Source organism: Georgenia sp. TF02-10 (genome assembly GCF_022759505.1).
In the GTDB taxonomy this organism is placed as follows: Bacteria; Actinomycetota; Actinomycetes; order Actinomycetales; family Actinomycetaceae; genus TF02-10.
In genome coordinates this window covers 3,420,262-3,438,709 of the sequence record NZ_CP094289.1, presented here as the reverse complement: position 1 = coordinate 3,438,709, position 18,448 = coordinate 3,420,262, and the positions used below count along the sequence as shown (strand labels likewise).

Here is an 18,448-nt window from a genome sequence, read left to right as displayed (position 1 = left end):
GGCGTGGACCCGGCCGGCAGCGGCCGTCCTCCGCCGGGCGGCCGGCGGAGCGGCTCCGTCCCGCGCCGTCCCGGTCGGGCCTGCCGAGACTGTGCTACCTCTCGCATGCTCCTGTCCGGTCAGACCGGCCAGCGGTGGCACCATAGGCCGCGGCATCCGGGCCGCCCGGCCCGGGCGCCACGGGCACCGGCCCGCCCGCGGCTGGCGTCGGCGCGCGGGCGCCGCCAGGCCTGCGGCCAGCGCGCGTACCGCCGACGGCGCGCGGGCCCGTAACGACGACGTCGGCAGCGACGACAGCGACGACAGTGGAGGCAGCATGGGACGGCTCTTCGGGACCGACGGGGTCAGGGGGCTCGCCAACCGCGAGATCACGGCAGAGCTGGCCCTCGGCCTCGGCTCGGCGGCCGCCCGGGTGCTCATCGCCTCCACCGAGCCGCAGGGCCGCCGGCCCCGGGCGGTGATCGGGCGGGACACCCGCATCTCCGGCGAGCTCCTCTCCGCCGCCCTGGCCGCCGGCCTGGCCAGCGCCGGCGTCGACGTCACCCAGGTCGGCGTGCTGCCCACCCCCGGCGTCGCGCACCTGACGGCCAGCACCGACGTCGACCTCGGCGTCGTCGTGTCCGCCTCGCACAACGGCATGCCGGACAACGGCATCAAGTTCTTCGCCCGCGGCGGCTTCAAGCTCGAGGACGCCCTCGAGGACCAGATCGAGGCCCAGCTCGGCGCCGACTGGGAGCGCCCGGTCGGCGCCGACGTCGGCTCGATCGAGACCGAGACCGCGCTCGCCGACCGCAGCTACGTCGACCACCTCGTGGCCGCCTGCGGCACCCGGCTGAACGGGCTGCGGATCGCCGTGGACTGCGCCAACGGCGCCGCCTCGGACATCGCCCCGCTCGCCCTACGCGAGGCCGGCGCCGACGTCGTCGTCGTCAACGCCTCCCCGGACGGGCGCAACATCAACGACAACTGCGGCTCGACCCACCCCGAGCAGCTCCAGGCCGTCACGGTGGCCGCCGAGGCGGCCTTCGGGGTGGCCTACGACGGCGACGCCGACCGATGCCTGGCGGTTGACCACACCGGCGCCCTGGTCGACGGCGACCAGATCATGGGGCTGCTCGCGCTCGCCCTGAAGGAGGACGGCGCGCTCGCCAACGACACCCTGGTCATCACGGTGATGTCCAACCTCGGGCTGCTGCTGGCCATGCGGGCGGCCGGCATCACCACCGTGCAGACCGCCGTCGGCGACCGCTACGTGCTGGAGGCGATGCGGGCCGGCGGGCACACCCTGGGCGGGGAGCAGTCCGGCCACATCATCAACGCCCGGCACGCCACCACCGGCGACGGGATCCTCACCTCGCTGCTGCTCGCCGCGCGGGTCGCGTCCACCGGGCGGTCTCTGGCCGACCTCGCCGCGGTCGTGACCCGGCTGCCGCAGCGGCTGATCAACGTCCCCGGCGTGGACAAGACGCGCACCGGCACCGACGCCGGCGTCGTCGAGGCGGTGCGCCGCGCCGAGGAGGCGCTGGGGGAGAACGGGCGGGTGCTGCTGCGCCCCTCGGGCACCGAGCCGCTGGTCCGGGTGATGGTCGAGGCCGCCACCGAGGACGAGGCCGACGTCGTTGCGCACGGCCTGGCCGACGTCGTCCAGGAGCGGCTCGCGCTGTAGGCCACCGGCCGTCCCGCCCGGCCCGGCGACGGCGCCCCGGACCGCTGTCGGGGGCACGAACCAGGGTCCCGGTCAGGGAAATTCAGGGTTCGGTGCCGCCCGACCGTGCCGTACCGTTCTCGGTGGCGCTGCACCCGGCGCCGCACCTGGGGGCGACGCGGGAGGCGCGGTGGTCGAGGCCATGACGGCGGTGGAGGACTTCGTCCTCGGTCTGGGCGCGTCCCCCTGGGCGCTCCTCGCCGTCGTCGTCCTGGCCACCATCGACGGGTTCTTCCCGCCCGTGCCGAGCGAGTCGATCGTCATCAGCGTCGCCGTCCTGACGGTCTCCGGCGAGGAGGGTCCGCGGCTGTGGCTGCTGCTGGCCGCCGCCGCGGTCGGCGCGTTCTGCGGCGACGTGATCGCCTACGCCATCGGCACCCGGCTCCCGCTGGACCGGATCCCGCTGTTCCGCTCCCCGCGGGGGCGGCGGACCCTGGCCTGGGCCCGGCGGATCCTCGCCCAGCGCGGCACGGTGTTCATCCTCTCCGCCCGGTTCGTCCCGATCGGCCGGGTGGCCGTGAACATGACCGCCGGCGCGGTGGGCTTCCCCCGGCGCCGCTTCGTCGTCATCGCCGGCTTCGCCGCCGTCGTCTGGGGCGGCTACTCGGTCCTGCTGGGCATGGGCGCCGGGGTCTTCCTGCACGAGCACCCCCTGATCGCGGTGGCGGTGGGGGTGGTCGGCGGGGTGCTGATCGGGCTGGTCGTCGACAGGGTCCTCAGCTTCGCGCACGAACGCTGGTTCCCCGCCGCGCCGACGCCGGCCGAGGTGCTGCTCACGCCGGAGGAGGAGGCGGACCGGGCGGCTGGGACGGACCGGCCGACGGCGGCGAGGGGGACTACGGCGGGCGCGACGACCGCGGCCAGCGGGACGGCGGCCGGGGCGGCCTCGGAGACGGGCGCCGGCACCGACCCGCCGGGCGACGGCGAGCCCGGCTGACCGAGTCGGTGGGCGCCGGTGCTGAGCCGCCAGGCGACGGCGAGCGCGGCTGACGCCTGCCGTCAGAGCTTGCGCAGCCGCATCCGGTGCATCCGATGGTCCGCCGCCTTCGTCAGCACCAGGGTCGCCCGGCCGCGGGTCGGCTGGATGTTCTGCACCAGGTTCGGGGCGTTGATCGTGTCCCAGATCTGCTCGGCCCGGGCCACCGCGGCGTCGTCGTCGAGGCCGGCGTACCGGCGGAAGTAGGACTCCGGCTGGGCGAACGCGGTGCGCCGCAGCTTCAGGAAGCGGGAGACGTACCAGCGCTTGATGTCCGCGGCGCGGGCGTCGACGTAGATGGAGAAGTCGAAGAAGTCGCTCACCGCCAGGGACGAGGTGCCGCCGGCGGTGACCCGCGCGGGCTGGAGCACGTTGAGCCCCTCGACGATGAGCACGTCCGGGCGGTGCACCACCTGGGTGCCGCCGGGCACGATGTCGTAGGTCACGTGGTCGTACAGCGGGGCGCTGACCTCCGGCGCGCCGGCCTTGACGTCGGCGACGAAGCGCAGCAGCGCCCGCCGGTCGTAGGACTCCGGGAACCCCTTGCGCTCCAGCAGGCCGCGGCGCTCGAGCTCGGCGTTGGGGTAGAGGAACCCGTCGGTGGTGATCAGCTCCACCCGGGGCGTCTGCGGCCAGCGGCGCAGCAGCTCGCGCAGCAGCCGGGCGGTGGAGGACTTGCCGACCGCCACCGAGCCGGCCACCGCGATGACGTACGGGGTGCGGCCGGCCCGCTCGCCCAGGAACGTCGACGTCGCCTGGTGCAGCGCGCGGGTGGCCGCGGCATAGAGCTGCAGCAGCCCGGACAGCGGCCGGTACACCGCGTCCACCTCCGCCAGGTCGAGCGGGTCGCCCAGGCCGCGGAGGTTGACGACGTCGGCGTCGGTCAGCGGCAGGGGGGTGGAGGCGGCCAGCTGGCGCCACGAGGACCGGTCGAACTCCACGAAGGGCGTGGTCGGCGCGGTGGTCTGGTGCACGGCAGCCAGTCTGGCAGTTGCGGACGACGGCGGGTGGCGGGGGCCGCGCCGGGAACCCGGCCTGCCGGCCGCCGTCGGACCGGTCGTTATCCTGGCGCCCATGTGTGGAATCGTCGGCTACGTGGGCCCGGCCGTGCCCTCGACCCGCCCCCTGGACGTCGCCCTGGAGGGCCTGGCCCGCCTGGAGTACCGCGGCTACGACTCCGCCGGCGTCGCGCTGGTCACGCCCACCGGCCTGGCCACCGCCAAGCGGGCCGGCAAGCTCGCGAACCTGCGGGAAGCGCTCGAGGCGGACCCCCTCCCCCCGGCGACCGCCGGCATCGGGCACACCCGGTGGGCCACCCACGGCGCACCCACCGACGCCAACGCCCACCCCCAGCTCAGCGCGGACGGCCGGCTCGCCGTCATCCATAACGGCATCATCGAGAACTTCGCCCCGCTCAAGGCCGAGCTCCTCGAGGCCGGGGTCCCCTTCACCTCCGAGACCGACACCGAGGTCGCCGCCCACCTCCTCGGCCGCGCCTACGACGAGACCGGGGGCCTCACCGCCGCCATGCTGGCGGTGACCCGCCGCCTGGAGGGCGCCTTCACCCTGCTCGCCATGCACGCCGAGGAGCCCGGCACCGTGGTGGGCGCCCGGCTGAACTCCCCGCTCGTCGTCGGCCTGGGCGACGGCGAGAACTACCTCGGCTCCGACGTCGCCGCCTTCATCGGCCACACCCGCGAGGCGCTCGAGCTCGGCCAGGACCAGGTGGTCACCATCACCGCCGAGGAGGTGCGCGTCGTCGACGGCGACGGCACCCCCGCCACCGGCCGGCGCTACACCGTGGACTGGGACGCCAACGCCGCGGTCAAGGGCGGCTTCGCCACCTTCATGGACAAGGAGATCCACGACCAGCCCAAGGCCGTCGCGGACACCCTGCTCGGCCGGCACGACGGCGCCGGCAACCTCGTGCTGGACGAGCTGCGGATCGAGCCGGCCGTGCTGCGCAGCGTGGACAAGATCATCGTGGTTGCCTGCGGCACCGCGGCCTACGCCGGGCACGTGGCCAAGTACGCCATCGAGCACTGGTGCCGGATCCCGGTGGAGGTCGAGCTCGCGCACGAGTTCCGCTACCGGGACCCTGTGGTGAGCGAGAAGACCCTCGTCGTCGCCATCTCCCAGTCCGGGGAGACGATGGACACCATCATGGCCATCCGGCACGCCCGCGAGCAGGGCGCCAAGGTGCTGGCCGTGGTCAACACCCACGGCTCGACGATCGCCCGGGAGTCCGACGCGGTCCTGTACACCCACGCCGGCCCCGAGGTCGCGGTGGCCTCCACCAAGGCGTTCCTCGCCCAGATCACCGCCTGCTACCTGCTCGGGCTCTACCTGGCCGAGCTGCGCGGCAACAAGTATGCGGACGAGGTCGCGGACTACCTGGCCGAGCTGGGCAAGCTGCCGGCCAAGATCCAGGAGCTTCTCGACCGCGAGGGGGAGGTGCGGGCGGTCGCCGAGGCGATGAAGGACGTCACCTCGGTGCTCTTCCTGGGCCGGCACGTCGGGTACCCGGTGGCGCTCGAGGGGGCGCTGAAGCTCAAGGAGCTCGCCTACATCCACGCCGAGGGCTTCGCCGCCGGGGAGCTCAAGCACGGCCCGATCGCCCTGATCGAGGAGGGCCAGCCGGTGTTCGTCGTGGTGCCCACCCCGCGCCGGCCCACCCTGCACGCCAAGGTGGTGTCCAACATCCAGGAGGTCCGCGCCCGCGGGGCCCGCACCCTGGTCATCGCCGAGGAGGGGGACGAGGCCGTCACCGCGTTCGCCGACGTCGTCTTCCGGGTCCCGCGCACCCCGACCCTGATGATGCCGCTGGTGACGGTCGTGCCGCTGCAGATCTTCGCCTCCGCCCTGGCCACCGCCAAGGGGCTGGACGTGGACCAGCCGCGCAACCTGGCCAAGTCCGTCACGGTGGAATGACGACGGCGGCCGGCGGGGTGGCGGCCACGGCCGGTCCCGAGGAGGCGCGGCCGTGATCGTCGCCGTCGGGATCGACGTGTGCGACGTCGCCCGCTTCCTCGCCGAGCTCGAGCGGGTGCCCCGGCTGCGGACCCGGCTCTTCACGCCCGCCGAGCGAGACCTGCCCGGCGCCTCGCTGGCCGCCCGGTTCGCCGCCAAGGAGGCCATCGCCAAGGCGCTCGGCGCGCCGGCCGGGATGCGCTGGCACGACTGCACCGTGCACCGCGTGCTCGGCGGGGCGCCGGTGGTGGAGCTGCGCGGCACGGTCGCCGCCCGCGCCGCCGAGCTGGGCATCACCCGGTGGCACGTGTCCGTCTCGCACGACGCCGGGATCGCCTCGGCGATGGTGGTCGCCGAGTCCTGAGCGCCGCCCGGGGCCCCGGTGCCCGGTCGCCGGGCAGTTCAATCCACGCCGGGCCGCCGGGTAGTTCCACGCCCGGACCGCTGGCCCGTCGTCACCGTCGCGCCCGGCGTCGAGAACGTCAAAACGGTTGTTGCCAGCACCACTTTGTCGGTCTCGGCGCGCCAGTGGTCCCGGCACGTCGACAGTCTCGGCCCCTCGACCGTCTCGGCGCTCGACCGTCACGGCGCGCCGACGGCACCCGTCCGGCCCCTCCCGCCCCCGGCGGGCACGATGGGGGGATGATCCACGCACACACCGCCGCCCAGGTCCGCGCCGCCGAGGAGCCGCCGCTCGCCGCCGGCGAGCCGCTGATGGCGCGCGCCGCGTACGCCCTGGCCGGGCAGGTAGCAGCCGCCCTGGGCGAGCGCGGGCACCGGGTGAGCGGCTCGGTGGTCCTGCTCCTGGTCGGCGCGGGCAACAACGGCGGGGACGCCCTCTTCGCCGGGGCGCACCTGGCCCGGCGCGGCTGCCGGGTGCACGCCGCCCTGCTCGCCGCCGACGCCCACCCCGACGGCCTCGCCGCCGCCCGCGCCGCCGGGGTCAGCGTGCACCGCCTGGACGGCGCCGAGCCCGGCCCGCTCCTGGCCCTGGCCCGGCGCGCCGGGGTGTGGGTGGACGCCCTGGTCGGCGTCGGCACCCGCGGCCCGCTGCGGGACCCGCTCGCCCAGGCGGTCACCGCCCTGGCCGGCGAGCGGGCCGCCTCCCCGGACGAGCCGATCGTGGTCGCCGTCGACGTCCCCAGCGGGATCGGCGTCGACGACGGCACCGTGCCCGGCCCCGTCCTGCCGGCCGACCGCACCGTCACCATGGGCACCGCCAAGCCGGGCCTCCTGCTGCCCCCGGCCGCCGGCCTCGCCGGCCGCCTGGTGGTGGTCGACGTCGGGCTCGGCGCGGCGCTGGCCGCCGAGCAGCCCGCGGCATGCCGGCTCACCGACGCCGACGTCGCCGACCTGTGGCCGCTGCCCGGGCCCGCCGACCACAAGTACACCCGCGGCGTGCTCGGCCTGGTGACCGGCTCCCAGGCGTACCCCGGCGCCGCCGTGCTGTCCGCCGCCGGCGCGCTGCGCACCGGGCTGGGTATGGTCCGCTACCTCGGGCCGGAGACCCCGACCGGCCTGATCCGGTCCCGGTACCCCGAGGTGGTCACGGCCGCCGGCCGGGTCCAGGCCTGGGCGCTGGGCTCCGGGGTGGACCCCGACCAGGCGGTCCGCGCCGAGCAGGTGGCCGAGTCGCTCAGCGCCGCGCTCGCCGACGGCGTCCCGGCTGTGCTGGACGCCGGCGCGCTGTCCCTGCTCACCGACGACGCGTTCACCGACCTGCCCGCCACGGTCGTCCTGACCCCGCACGCCGGGGAGCTCGCGACCCTGCTCACCGGGCGCGGGGAGCAGACCAGCCGGGACGACGTCGACGCCGCCCCGGCCCGGCACGCCCGGCTGGCCGCCGAGATCACCGGGGCGACGGTGCTGCTCAAGGGCGCCGTCACCGTCGTCGCCGCCCCGGACGGGCCGCTGTACGCCCAGGCCGACGCCACCCCCTGGCTGGCCACCGCCGGGGCCGGCGACGTGCTGACCGGGGTGCTCGGCGCCCTGCTGGCCGGGTACGGCGACCAGCTCGCCGCCGAGGCGGCCGACGGCGGCGACGGCGACGGCCTGCCGGCCCGGCTCGCCGCCGCCGCGGCCCTGGTGCACGGCCGCGCCGCCCGGATCGCCGCCGGGCAGTGGCCGGCGGACCGCCCGGGGCCCGGGACCCCGATCCTCGCCGGCGACGTCGCCGCCGCGATCCCGGCCGCGCTGCGCACCGTGCTGCGGCCGCCAGCGGGGGCGGTGGGAGACTGATGGCCGTGACCTCCCGCCCGACGCCCGCCCCCGCGGGCAGCGCCGTGCAGCCCCCGCCCGGTGCTTCTGGTGCCCCCGGGGCACCGGTCCCCGTGCCGGGGGCGAACGGTCTGGCTGCCGCCGACGCCGGCCCCGACGCCGACGACGGCCGCGCCGCCCACCCGGCCCGCGCCTTCGTGGACCTGGGCGCCATCGCGCACAACGTGCAGGTGCTCCGGGCGGCCGCGCCGACCGCCGCGGTCATGGCCGTGGTGAAGGCCGACGGCTACGGCCACGGCCTGCTCCCGACCGCCCGCGCCGCGCTCGCCGGCGGGGCGACCTGGCTCGGCGTCGCCCAGCTCGCCGAGGCCCTGACCCTGCGTGCCGGCCTGGCCGCCCAGCCAGGCGCCCCCCGGCCGCGCATCCTGACCTGGCTCTACGCCCCGGGCGCCCCGCTGCACCTGGCCCTGGAGGCCGACCTGGACCTCTCCGCGTCGGCGCCGTGGGCGGTGGCCGAGATCGACCGGGCCGCCCGCGCCACCGGCCGCACGGCCCGGGTGCACCTGAAGGTCGACACCGGGATGGGCCGGGGCGGCGCCCGCCCGGAGGCGCTGGCCGACCTGCTCGCCGCCGCCGGCGCGGCCGCAGCGGCCGGCACGGTGGAGGTCGTCGGGGTCTGGTCCCACCTCGCCTGCGCCGACGAGGTGGACAACCCGGCCACCGCGGCCCAGGTCGCGGCGTTCGGCGAGGCCCTCGCCCGGGTCGAGGCGGCCGGCCTGCACCCCCAGGTGCGCCACCTCGCCGCCTCCGCCGGCACCCTCTTCCACCCGGGCACCCACTTCGACCTGGTCCGCCCGGGGATCGCCGTCTACGGCCTGACCCCCGCCCCGGACGTCGCCGACGCCGCCGCCCTCGGCCTGCGCCCGGCCATGCGGCTGGAGGCCCGGCTGGCGCTGACCAAGCCCGCCCCGGCCGGCACGCCGCTGTCCTACGGCCACACCGCGCGCACCACCACCGACACCCACCTCGGCGTCGTCCCGCTCGGCTACGCCGACGGCGTCCCGCGGGCCGCCTCCGGCGCCGGGCCGCTGCAGGTGGCCGGCCGCCGCTACCACGTCGCCGGCCGGGTCTGCATGGACCAGGTGGTCGTCGACCTCGGCCCGGAGAGCGCCGCGGTCCGGGCCGGGGACACCGCGGTCCTGTTCGGCGACGGCGCCGCCGGGGAGCCGACGGCGGAGGACTGGGCCCGGGTCTGCGGCACGATCAGCTACGAGATCGTCACCCGGCTCGGGGCCCGGGTGCCCCGGGAGTACCGCGGGGCCGGGCCGGACGACGGGCGGGCGGAGCAGCCATGACGGTGACGCTGACGGTCCCCGACGCCGCCGCGACCCGGGCGCTCGGCCAGCGGCTGGCCGGGCTGCTGCGCGCCGGCGACCTGGTCCTGCTCACCGGCGACCTCGGGGCCGGGAAGACGACCCTGACCCAGGGCATCGGCGCCGGCCTCGGGGTGCGCGGGCAGGTGGCCTCTCCTACCTTCATCATCGCCCGGGTCCACCCCGCCCTGGGCGCCGGCCCGGACCTGGTGCACGTCGACGCCTACCGCCTCGCCTCCCTGGAGGAGGTCGACGCCCTCGACCTGGACACCTCCCTGGCGGAGTCGGTCACCGTCGTGGAGTGGGGCGAGGGCAAGGTCGAGCCGCTCGCCGTCGACCGGCTGGAGGTCGAGATCTACCGGCCCCGCGGCGGCACCGCCGCCTCCCCCGACGAGCTCGCCGCCCCCGCCCCCCGCGAGGTCCGCCTGCGCGGGGTAGGGGAGCGGTGGGCCGGGGTGGACCTGGCGGCGCTCGCCGGGCAGCCGGCGTGAGGCAGGCCCGGACGACGGCGATGGCGATGGCGACGGCGCCGGGCCGCGGCCGGCGGCCGACCAGCCGCGGCCCGGTCCGCTGGCCGGCCTGGGTGCTATCCGGGCTGCTGATGCTGCTGACCGCGGCCTGGCCGGCGCCGGCGCTCGCCGACACCGACGACGCGGCGCCCGCCCCGCCGGTCGTCCCGGGCGTGCCCGAGCAGGTCGCCGCCTGGTTCCGGGACGGGGCCCTGGCCGCCGCCAGCGCCGCGACGACCGACCTGGGCCAGGAGCGCGACAGCCTCCGGCTCGGGCTGGTCCGCCCGGTGCACACCTGGTCCGCGGCCTTCCTCGGCGGGGGCAACCCGGAGCCGGCAACGGTGGCTGTGGACCGGTGGGCCGCGCCGCTCCTGACCGACGGCGGTGCGCGCGCCGTCGTCCTCGCCCAGCTCGACGGCGGCCAGGCCGGGCTCGAGGAGGTCCTCACCGACGCCGACCTCGCCGGCGCCCTGGCGGACCTGCCCGCGGACGTCCCCTTCGTCCACGACGACCCGCTCGACGGCTGGTTCAGCGTGGCCGAGGGCGAGGTGCGCCCGCTGGACGAGGCCGCCCGGGAGGTCCTCGCCGGTCCCGCACCGGTGGACGTCTACCAGCCCTTCGTCGTCGCGCGGTACGCCGGGGCCGACGGCGCCGAGCCCGGCCAGGCCGCCCCTGCCGCCGAGCCGGAGCGCAGCTGGTCCCCGGTGGTCGTGGTCGGGGTCGTGCTCCTGGTCCTCCTCGTCTGGGCCGGGCTCATCGTGTGGCTGCGCCGACCGGCGGGCGGGGACGGGCCGGCCCGGGGCACGCCGCGCCGCCGGGAGGCCGCGGACCGGTCCGCCCGGGACAGGCCGCGCCGCCGGGAGGCCGCGGACCGGTCCGCCCGGGACACACCCAGCCGGCCCCACGACGACGTGCCGGCCCGCGGGGCGCCGCGCCGGGACGGACGCCGCGGACCGGCCGGCGCGGCGTCCCCGCGCCAGCCCCGCGAGCGCGGCTGACCCCGCCCGCACCGACCCAGGTCGAGGGCGGCCCGGCGGCGGCCCGGCCCGGCGCACTACCCTGGCCGGGTGCTCCTGCTCTGCATCGACACCTCCGCCGGCAGCGCCGTCGCGCTGGTGGACACCGCGGACGGCTCCGTCGTCGGCGCCGCGGAGAGCCCCGACCCCCGTCGCCACGCCGAGGCCCTGGCCCCGATCGTCGCCGAGGTGCTCGCCGGGCGCCCGGTGACGGCCTGCGACGCGATCGCCGTCGGCACCGGTCCCGCCCCGTTCACCGGGCTGCGGGTCGGGCTGGTCACCGCGCAGGCGCTGGCCCACGGTGCCGGCCTGCCGGTGCACGGCGTGAGCTCGCTCGACCTCCTCGCCCGGCAGGCCCTGGACGCCCTCGACGGCGATCCGGAGGTCCTCGTCGCCACCGACGCCCGCCGCCGCGAGGTCTACTGGGCCCGGTACCGCGCCCGTGGCGCCGACGACGTCACCCGCCTCGCCGGCCCGGCGGTGGCCGCCGCGGGCGACGTGCCCGTCCCGGCCGGGGCCGCCGTCGTCGGTGCCGGCGCCACCCTGTACCCCGACCCGCTGCCGCCGACCCCGGGCCTGCCGGTGCGTCCGGACCCGGCGGTGCTCGCCCGGATCGTGCCGGCCCGGCTGGCCGAGGCGTCCCGCGGCGTCGAGGTCGAGCTCGGCACCGAGCCGCGGTACCTGCGCCGCCCCGACGTCCACGTCCCCGGGGCCCGCAAGCGCGCGTCCTGATGGACGTCGTGCTGCGCCCGCTGACCCGGGCCGACCTCGACCAGGTCCTCGCGCTCGAGCCGGTGCTGTTCGGCCCCGGCGCCTGGTCCCGCGGCACCTACCTCGACGAGCTCGCCGCGCCCGGGCGCGTGTACGTCGCGGCGGCCGACGGCGACCGGCTGGTCGGCTACGCCGGCATCGCCCTCGGCGAGGAGGCGCAGGTGATGACCGTCGGCGTCGCCCCCGGGCACCGGCGCCGCGGCATCGGCACCCACCTGCTCGCGGCGCTCCTCGACGCCGCCCGCGAGGCCGGCGCCCGGTCCGTCCTGCTCGAGGTCCGGGCCTCCGACGACGGCGCCCAGGCCCTGTACGCCCGCGCCGGGTTCGTCCCGGTCGGGCGCCGCCGGAACTACTACGTCGCCGAGCGGGAGGACGCCGTCGTCATGCGCAAGCAGCTGCGGACCGGCCCCGGCCCGGTGGGGAGCGAGGCCACGTGAACGACCGGGACAGTCGGCACGGCCGGCGCGACGTGAACGACCGGGACGGCTGGGACGACCGCCGCACCGAGGTGCTCGTCACCTCGGCGGCGCTCGCCGCCGCGCTGGCCCGCCCGGCGCCACCGGCGCTGCTGGACGTGCGGTGGACGCTCGCCGAGCCGGACGGGCGGCCGGCCTACCTGGCCGGCCACCTACCCGGGGCGGTGTTCGTGGACCTGGAGCGCGAGCTCGCCGGGCCGCCCTCGCCCCGGCACGGGCGCCACCCGCTGCCCGCGCCCGCCGACCTGCAGGCCGCCGCCCGCCGGTGGGGCGTGCGGGCCGGGCAGGACGTGGTCGTCTACGACGACGCCGGGGGCACCTCCGCCGCCCGGGCCTGGTGGCTGCTGCGCTGGGCCGGCCTGCCCGGGGTGCGGATCCTCGACGGCGGCCTGGCCGCCTGGCGGGCAGCCGGCGAGCGGGTGGACACCGGGCCGGTGGACCCCCCGCCCGGCGACGTGGTCCTCCCGCTCGCCGCCGGCACCGCGGGGCCGGGCCTGCCCACCGCCGACGCCGACGCCGTCGCCCACTGGGCAGGGGTGCTGCTGGACGCCCGGGCGGGGGAGCGGTACCGCGGCGAGGTCGAGCCGGTCGACCCGCGCGCCGGGCACATCCCCGGCGCGGTGAGCGCCCCCACGACGGAGAACCTGGCGGCATCCGGGGCCTTCCGGCCCCCGGCCGAGCTGCGGGAGCGGTTCGCCGCGCTGGGGGCGGCCGGCGGCGCGCCGGTCGCCGTCTACTGCGGCTCCGGCGTCACCGCCGCCCACGAGGTGGCGGCGCTGGCGTCGGTGGGCATCCCCGCGGCGCTCTACCCCGGGTCGTGGTCGCAGTGGTCGGCCGACCCGGACCGGCCGGCCGCCACCGGCGGCTGACCGGCGCCGGACCGCGGCCCCGGTCGTCAAGGCGGGCACCGGCCCCGCGCCCCGAGCTTGACACCCGTCAACAGACCTGGGCCGCCTGGTCGAACTCCAGCCGGCCGCCGGGCCGGACGGCCGCGGGCGCTTCAGGGTCGGCGGCGTGCCGACGCTTGAACGCCGCCAGCGTCGGCCAGCCGTTCTCGGCGTGGAGCCCGGCGTCGACACTGCGCGGATCAGCGTACGGACTGGAAGCTCTCGCCATCCATCGGGCGGGGGCTCCGCTGTCGGCGCTGTCGATGCTCTCGGACTCGAGCAGCCCGCCGGTTTCGGGGTTTGCGACGACCAACGCGCCCTGGATCTCGACGGGCGCGTGCACGAGACCCGCCCCAGGCCCAAGCGCAGTTAGAACCCGGTGTAGATACTGGGTGTACAGTCCCGGCATGAGCGTTCCGATGGCCTTGCTGGCCTTCCTCGACCGCGGTCCGACGCACGGCTTCGCGTTGAAGCAGTCGTACGACTCGCTGCTTGGCGGGGATCGCGAGCTGAAGGGCGGGCAGGTCTACTCCACCCTGGCGAGACTTGAGCGTGACGACCTGGTCCGCGGCGTAGACGTGGTGCGCGGCTCCGGTCCGGACCGCAAGGTGTACGCCATCACTGAGCGGGGCGTCAGTGAGCTGGAGGCGTGGCTGGCCGCCCCTGTCGAGTCGACGACCGGTCGACCCGGCGTCATCTTCACCCGCGTCGTCCTCGCTCTCGTCGCGCACCTCGATCCAGCGGAGCTCCTGGACCAGCAGCGCCGGGCGTTCGTGCAACGGTCGCGCCAGCTCATGAAGACGCCAGCAGCCGATGTCGTCGATGCCCTCGCCGTCGACTACGAGATCGCCCACCTGGAAGCCGACCTGCGGTGGATGGAAGCCGCTGTCGGTCGCCTTCCTGAGCTCCGCTCGATGGTTGACGGCGCCGTCCCCGCCTCGACAAGGACTCCTCGCACTGCCGGCGGTTCGGCACCATGACCCGAGCAGACGTGACCCCGGCAATTCGTGCCACCGGCATCCGGCACGCCTACGGACCCACCCCAGTCCTGCAAGGCGTGGACGTAGAGGTGGCGGCAGGCGAGGTCGTCGCGATCATGGGACCGTCCGGATCGGGCAAGTCCACCCTGTTGCACATCCTTGCGGGGCTGCAGCGCCCGGATGCTGGCGAAGTACACCTTGCAGGGCTTCGCCTCCATGACCTGAGCGAGGGTCGACGCTCCCAGCTGCGGCTCCGCGATCTTGGCCTCGTGTTCCAGTTCGGGGACCTGGTGCCCGAGCTCACCGCGGTCGAGAACGTCGAGCTCCCGCTGCAGCTGCTCGGCGTGACGAACAGTGAGGCTCGCAGCCGCGGCATCGCCGCGCTTGAGCGGTTCGGGCTGGCCGACCTTGCGTCAGCGCGGCTCAGCGAGATCTCCGGGGGCGAGGCGCAGCGCGTGGCCGTCGCCCGGGCACTGATCCACGAACCGCGTGTGCTGCTCGCCGACGAGCCAACCGGGTCCCTCGACAGCCGCAACGGTGAGGTCGTGATCGACTCCTTGCTCGCCGCCGCGCGGGACGTTGGGGCCGCCGTCGTCGTCGTGACGCACGAGCTGCGGATCGCCGCCCGAGCCGACCGCGAGATCCTGCTGCGCGACGGCCGGGTCGTCGCAGACGTCGATGATGCGGTCCTGCGATGACCGGGCTTCTGCGGCTGTCCTGGCGCCTCGCGCTGGCTGGCGGTCCTGGCCGCTGGATCGCCACGGCGAGTGGATGCGCTCTCGTGGTGGTGCTCGGGCTGGCCGCCCAGGCGGTGCCCGCCGCCATGTATCCCGAGGGTGAGACGTTCGCGCCCTTCTACCGTGTCCAGTTCGCGGTGATCATCATTGCCTGCCTGTTCCCCGCGATCGGTCTGCTGGTGACGACTTCGCGGCTGACCTCCGACCTGCGGGACCGACGACTGGCCATGCTGCGGCTGATCGGGCTGTCCCCATCGAGGGCGGCCGGGGTCTCCGCCCTGGAGATGCTCTGGCCCGCGATCGGTGGAGCGCTGGCAGGCTGGCTGGCGTTCTACCCGCTCGCGTGGCTGGGCGATCGACTCGTGGCGCTTGGCCCGGCATGGTTCCGCTCCGGTCTTCGCGTCTCGCCCTGCGTGGCGGTGGCTACCGCCGCCGGAGTTGTCCTGCTGTGCGTCCTCTGCGCAGCGCTGCCCACGCTGCGTGGCCTGCGCGAGCCGCTGCCAGCGACGAAAACAGCAGTTGCCCGCCGGCTCTCACCCTGGCGTTGCCTGATCCTCGTCCCGGCCTGGCTGCCGCTGCTGTGGCTGGCCTGGATGTACGCCGATCCGGTACGTCTTGTCCAGGTCGAGCAAACGACGGCCTGGACCGTGATCGTCGGAGGCGGAGCGTGCGCCGTCGTCGCGATCCTGATCGTGCCGCCCGTGCTCAGCGCCGCGCTCGCCCGGGTCCTGGTGAAGCACCCGATCACACCACGACTGGTCGGCCGGGCGCTGCAAGTCACTCCTGCATCCGTATCGAGGCAGGCCTCCGGCTTCGGCGTGATGTCGCTGCTCCTGACCGCCGCCGTCGGGCTCTCCCAGCTGTTCCTCGCTACCCCAGAGGTGCGAGCCGGTGCGCGCGCCGTCGGCTCCGGCCCTCAGCGCGTCGCGCTCATGGGCACCGACGACCTCGACAGCGCGACCCTCAGCGAGCTCGCCAACCTCGACTACGTGCAGCAGGTCATCACCGTCCCCGATGTCGCAGTAGCCAACTGGGCTGGCGACCTTGTCGTCGGACCTCCCCAGATCTTCGTCGGCACCTGCGACCAGCTCGCCGCTCTCGTCGTGCTCACCGAGACCTGCAACGAGAGCGGCATCTCGTTGCTCGGGGTCCGCTTCGACGGCGGACCCGAGGTCGAATACGGCGCCAGCGCCGAGATCCCCACGACCGACGATGGTGTGATTGCCGTCGTCGACGGCCACGACACCCTGATGCCGCCCGCCCCCGGTGAGGTCTATCCCGGTTTCCTCGGATACGACTACGACGCCACACGCGAAGCGTGGGGCGCGAACGCCATCCCGACAATCTTCATCCCCGCCGGCCTCGCGCAGTCCCGAACAGTCCTCGGCGCCGTCGTCATCGCCGACGGCGGAACCAGCACCGCAGACGCGCTCCAGGCCTGGGGAGCCGCTCACGGACTGACGACCACCCGGACGGATCTCAGCGACCTCACTGCTACCCAGCAAGCGCTGGTGACGATCTGGACGCTGCTGGCGATCGCCGCGTTCGTCACGCTTGCTTCGTTCAGCGTCGCCACGGTCGATCGGATCCGCGAACAACGCCCCCGCCTGGCCCGACTCGCCGCGCTCGGTGTCCCACAGCGGCTCACCCGACGTTCCCAGCTGCTGCAGAACGCCATCGGCCTGCTCGCAGCCCTGGTCGTCGCGGTGCCGGCCGGATTCCTGCTCCTACCCGCCATGGCGGCACTCGACCCGCAGCAAATCCCCGAGATCCCTTCCTACGCTCCGTCCATGGTGGCGCTCCTTCTCGCCATCGGCAGCGCGATGCTGCTCTCGGCCGCCGCCGCATCACTCGCGGCGCGAGTACGCGTGACAGCGGACCTGCTACGAACTGAGTAGGCGGACGAACTCCACACGACTCGCCCGCCTTGCCCGCACACTCACCAAGTCGAGCAACTCCGCAGACGACAAGCACCCTGACACTCGACCGAGGACTACAGAACAGCGGTTTCGCCGCGCTCGGGGCCGCCGGCGGCGCGCCGGTCGCCGTCTACTGCGGCTCCGGCGTCACCGCCGCCCACGAGGTGGCGGCGCTGGCCTCGGTGGGCATCCCCGCGGCGCTCTACCCGGGATCGTGGTCGCAGTGGTCGGCCGACCCGGACCGGCCGGCGGCCACCGGCGGCTGACGGCGGCGCACCCGCTGCGCCGCCCGGCGAGGTGTCGGCTCAGTCAGCAGACCTGGGCCGCCTGGTCGAACTCCAGCCGGCCGCCGCGGGGCCGGACGGCCGCGGGCGCCTCGGGGTCGGCGGCGTGCCCGACGTTGAGCACCGCCAACGTCCGCCAGCCGTTCTCGGCGTGGAACTCGGCGTCGACGCCGGCCGGGTCCAGGCCCGTCATCGGCCCGACCGCCAGGCCCAGGCCACGCAGCGCGAGGATGAGGTACCCGAGCTGGATCAGGCCGTTCGTCCGGGCCATCTGCTCGCGCTGCTCCGGCTGCCCGGCGAGCCCGTCGCGGGCCCCGGCCCGGAACGGCGCCAGGTGCGGCAGGTGCTCGTGGAACGCCGGGTCGACGGCGGCGACGACGGCCAGCGGGGCCGCCGCGGTCTTGGCGCGGTTGCCCTCGCTCATGTGCGGCAGCAGCCGCGGCCGGGCCGCGGGGGTGACCACGGTGAGCCGCAGCGGCTGGATGTTCATCGCCGTCGGCGCCCACCGCAGGTGCTCGTAGGCCTCGCGCACGAGCGCGGGGTCCACCGGGTCGGGCACGAACGCGTGGGTGGTGTGCGCGCCGGCGAAGAGCAGGTCCAGCGCGGTGGGGTCCAGTGCGCCGGGCCGGCCGGCCGGCGGCTGCGCGTGCGTCGCCGGCGTCCCGGCCGTCCCGTCCGGCGTCACCGTCGCCCCGTCCGGCGTCCCCGCCGGACCGTCCGGCGTCGTTTCCTCCAGCGTCTCGGTCGTCTGCGTCTCGGTCATGCTGCGCCTAACGCCGACGGCTGCCGTCCGCATCCGTGAGGATCACCACGCCGGACGGCCCGCGCCACCGGTGCGCCGCGCCGTCGGGCACCGCCCGCCGTGGACCGGCCGTGCCCAACAGCTGACCGGCCGGTGACCTACCACTGGGTAGCATCAGGACCATGGTCACGACAACGCCGACGAGGCCGCGCCGCGCCAACGGCACGACCGTCGCCCTCAAGGGTGCCATGGCGATCTCCGGCATCCTCTTCGTCCTCTTCGTGCTCCTGCACATGTACGGCAACCTCAAGCTCTTCAACGGCCAGGCGGCGTTCGACGGCTACGCCGAGGCGTTGCGGGACTTCGGCTACCCCTACCTGCCGCACGGGGGCTTCCTGTGGATCCAGCGGATCGTGCTGCTGCTGGCCCTTCTCGTGCACGTCTACGCCGCCGTCGCGCTGTGGTACCGGGCCCGCCGCGCCCGGGCGACCCGCTACGTCATACACAAGCGGCTGGTGCAGACCTACTCGGCGCGGACCGTGCGGTGGGGCGGGCTGATCCTGCTGGCCTTCATCGTCTTCCACCTGCTGCAGTTCACCACCCACACCATCGAGGTCGGCGGCAGCTTCGACAGCCCCTACCAGCGCATGGTCGTGGCCTTTGCCCCCGAGCACTGGTACGTCTACCTCGCCTACCTCGTCGCGATCGTCACGCTGACCATGCACGTGCGGCACGGGGCGTGGAGCGCGATGCAGACCCTCGGCGCCAACTCCCAGCGCCGGCAGCGGGCGATCAACCTGGGCGCCTACGCCGTCGCCGCCGTCCTGCTGATCGGGTTCATGCTGCCGCCGACCGCCGTCCTGCTCGGCTTCGTGAAGTGAGGAAC

The 18,448-nt window shown here is 75.8% G+C and carries 18 protein-coding genes and 1 pseudogene; 16 read left to right on the top strand and 3 right to left on the bottom strand.

The window, feature by feature from the left end; genetic code table 11:
* The first annotated feature begins 316 nt into the window (after positions 1 to 316).
* Entirely contained in the window at positions 317 to 1,666 is a 1,350-nt protein-coding gene (gene glmM / locus MF406_RS15605) for a phosphoglucosamine mutase (RefSeq protein WP_242895559.1), read from the top strand.
* Positions 1,667 to 1,835: 169 nt separating this feature from the next.
* Positions 1,836 to 2,642, top strand: coding sequence for a DedA family protein (locus tag MF406_RS15600; protein WP_242895557.1), 807 nt, complete (start codon positions 1,836 to 1,838; stop codon positions 2,640 to 2,642).
* A 62-nt stretch (positions 2,643 to 2,704) separates the two neighbouring features.
* On the opposite strand, the gene coaA is transcribed toward MF406_RS15600, so the two are convergent.
* The gene (gene coaA / locus MF406_RS15595) at positions 2,705 to 3,655 is read right to left on the bottom strand and encodes a type I pantothenate kinase (RefSeq protein WP_242895555.1); all 951 of its coding nucleotides are present in this window, start codon (positions 3,653 to 3,655) and stop codon (positions 2,705 to 2,707) included.
* Between the two features lie 100 nt (positions 3,656 to 3,755).
* On the opposite strand from coaA, the gene glmS reads away from it, so the two are divergent.
* From glmS to MF406_RS15550, 9 genes are all read left to right on the top strand, one after another.
* The gene (gene glmS / locus MF406_RS15590) at positions 3,756 to 5,612 is read left to right on the top strand and encodes a glutamine--fructose-6-phosphate transaminase (isomerizing) (RefSeq protein WP_242895553.1); all 1,857 of its coding nucleotides are present in this window, start codon (positions 3,756 to 3,758) and stop codon (positions 5,610 to 5,612) included.
* Positions 5,613 to 5,664: 52 nt separating this feature from the next.
* A complete protein-coding gene (locus MF406_RS15585) occupies positions 5,665 to 6,015 on the top strand; it encodes a holo-ACP synthase (RefSeq protein ID WP_242895551.1) in 351 nt (116 codons plus the stop codon).
* A gap of 278 nt (positions 6,016 to 6,293) precedes the next feature.
* Positions 6,294 to 7,889, top strand: coding sequence for an NAD(P)H-hydrate epimerase (locus MF406_RS15580; protein ID WP_242895549.1), 1,596 nt, complete (start codon positions 6,294 to 6,296; stop codon positions 7,887 to 7,889).
* Between the two features lie 110 nt (positions 7,890 to 7,999).
* The gene (gene alr, locus MF406_RS15575) at positions 8,000 to 9,223 is read left to right on the top strand and encodes an alanine racemase (RefSeq protein ID WP_242897831.1); all 1,224 of its coding nucleotides are present in this window, start codon (positions 8,000 to 8,002) and stop codon (positions 9,221 to 9,223) included.
* Positions 9,220 to 9,732, top strand: a complete 513-nt coding sequence (tsaE, locus tag MF406_RS15570) for a tRNA (adenosine(37)-N6)-threonylcarbamoyltransferase complex ATPase subunit type 1 TsaE (RefSeq protein ID WP_242895548.1) — start codon at positions 9,220 to 9,222, stop codon at positions 9,730 to 9,732. Before alr ends, tsaE begins: the two co-directional genes overlap by 4 nt.
* The gene (locus MF406_RS15565) at positions 9,729 to 10,748 is read left to right on the top strand and encodes a hypothetical protein (RefSeq protein ID WP_242895546.1); all 1,020 of its coding nucleotides are present in this window, start codon (positions 9,729 to 9,731) and stop codon (positions 10,746 to 10,748) included. Before tsaE ends, MF406_RS15565 begins: the two co-directional genes overlap by 4 nt.
* 69 nt (positions 10,749 to 10,817) lie before the next feature.
* Entirely contained in the window at positions 10,818 to 11,498 is a 681-nt protein-coding gene (gene tsaB, locus MF406_RS15560; protein ID WP_242895544.1) for a tRNA (adenosine(37)-N6)-threonylcarbamoyltransferase complex dimerization subunit type 1 TsaB, read from the top strand.
* Positions 11,498 to 11,974 carry a ribosomal protein S18-alanine N-acetyltransferase gene (gene rimI, locus MF406_RS15555; protein WP_242895542.1) on the top strand — a complete coding sequence of 159 codons (477 nt, stop codon included), beginning with the start codon at positions 11,498 to 11,500 and terminating at the stop codon, positions 11,972 to 11,974. Before tsaB ends, rimI begins: the two co-directional genes overlap by 1 nt.
* Positions 11,971 to 12,882, top strand: coding sequence for a sulfurtransferase (locus MF406_RS15550; RefSeq protein WP_371744522.1), 912 nt, complete (start codon positions 11,971 to 11,973; stop codon positions 12,880 to 12,882). Before rimI ends, MF406_RS15550 begins: the two co-directional genes overlap by 4 nt.
* A gap of 67 nt (positions 12,883 to 12,949) precedes the next feature.
* Here the strand turns inward: MF406_RS15550 and MF406_RS15545 are convergent, their stop codons facing one another.
* A complete protein-coding gene (locus tag MF406_RS15545; protein WP_242895540.1) occupies positions 12,950 to 13,243 on the bottom strand; it encodes a hypothetical protein in 294 nt (97 codons plus the stop codon).
* Positions 13,244 to 13,307: 64 nt separating this feature from the next.
* On the opposite strand from MF406_RS15545, the gene MF406_RS15540 reads away from it, so the two are divergent.
* The 4 genes and pseudogenes from MF406_RS15540 to MF406_RS15525 form a co-directional block, all read left to right on the top strand.
* Entirely contained in the window at positions 13,308 to 13,880 is a 573-nt protein-coding gene (locus MF406_RS15540) for a PadR family transcriptional regulator (RefSeq protein WP_242895538.1), read from the top strand.
* Positions 13,877 to 14,578: an ABC transporter ATP-binding protein gene (locus MF406_RS15535; protein WP_242895536.1), complete on the top strand. Its 702-nt coding sequence runs from the start codon at positions 13,877 to 13,879 to the stop codon at positions 14,576 to 14,578. The genes MF406_RS15540 and MF406_RS15535 overlap by 4 nt, the downstream gene beginning before the upstream one ends.
* On the top strand, positions 14,575 to 16,515 hold the full coding sequence (locus tag MF406_RS15530; protein WP_242895534.1) for an FtsX-like permease family protein: 1,941 nt from the start codon (positions 14,575 to 14,577) through the stop codon (positions 16,513 to 16,515). The genes MF406_RS15535 and MF406_RS15530 overlap by 4 nt, the downstream gene beginning before the upstream one ends.
* Positions 16,516 to 16,625: 110 nt before the next feature.
* Positions 16,626 to 16,802, top strand: a pseudogene (locus MF406_RS15525) (rhodanese-like domain-containing protein); the annotation flags it as partial.
* A 43-nt stretch (positions 16,803 to 16,845) separates the two neighbouring features.
* Here MF406_RS15525 and MF406_RS15520 read toward each other — a convergent pair.
* Positions 16,846 to 17,583: a malonic semialdehyde reductase gene (locus MF406_RS15520; protein WP_242895526.1), complete on the bottom strand. Its 738-nt coding sequence runs from the start codon at positions 17,581 to 17,583 to the stop codon at positions 16,846 to 16,848.
* A 161-nt stretch (positions 17,584 to 17,744) separates the two neighbouring features.
* Here MF406_RS15520 and MF406_RS15515 point away from each other — a divergent pair, with 161 nt between their 5' ends.
* Positions 17,745 to 18,443 (top strand): succinate dehydrogenase cytochrome b subunit, encoded by a 699-nt coding sequence (locus tag MF406_RS15515; protein WP_242895524.1) that lies wholly within the window; start codon positions 17,745 to 17,747, stop codon positions 18,441 to 18,443.
* The last annotated feature ends 5 nt before the right edge of the window (positions 18,444 to 18,448 follow it).

Bases quoted from the DNA above. Each gene is read 5' to 3' on its own strand.
- MF406_RS15530 (WP_242895534.1), top strand. From the start codon at position 14,575: ATGACCGGGCTTCTGCGGCTGTCCTGGCGCCTCGCGCTGGCTGGCGGT.
- tsaE (WP_242895548.1), top strand. From the start codon at position 9,220: ATGACGGTGACGCTGACGGTCCCCGACGCCGCCGCGACCCGGGCGCTC.
- MF406_RS15535 (WP_242895536.1), top strand. From the start codon at position 13,877: ATGACCCGAGCAGACGTGACCCCGGCAATTCGTGCCACCGGCATCCGG.
- MF406_RS15520 (WP_242895526.1), bottom strand. From the start codon at position 17,583: ATGACCGAGACGCAGACGACCGAGACGCTGGAGGAAACGACGCCGGAC.
- glmM (WP_242895559.1), top strand. From the start codon at position 317: ATGGGACGGCTCTTCGGGACCGACGGGGTCAGGGGGCTCGCCAACCGC.
- MF406_RS15515 (WP_242895524.1), top strand. From the start codon at position 17,745: ATGGTCACGACAACGCCGACGAGGCCGCGCCGCGCCAACGGCACGACC.
- MF406_RS15540 (WP_242895538.1), top strand. From the start codon at position 13,308: ATGAGCGTTCCGATGGCCTTGCTGGCCTTCCTCGACCGCGGTCCGACG.
- glmS (WP_242895553.1), top strand. From the start codon at position 3,756: ATGTGTGGAATCGTCGGCTACGTGGGCCCGGCCGTGCCCTCGACCCGC.
- rimI (WP_242895542.1), top strand. From the start codon at position 11,498: ATGGACGTCGTGCTGCGCCCGCTGACCCGGGCCGACCTCGACCAGGTC.
- MF406_RS15580 (WP_242895549.1), top strand. From the start codon at position 6,294: ATGATCCACGCACACACCGCCGCCCAGGTCCGCGCCGCCGAGGAGCCG.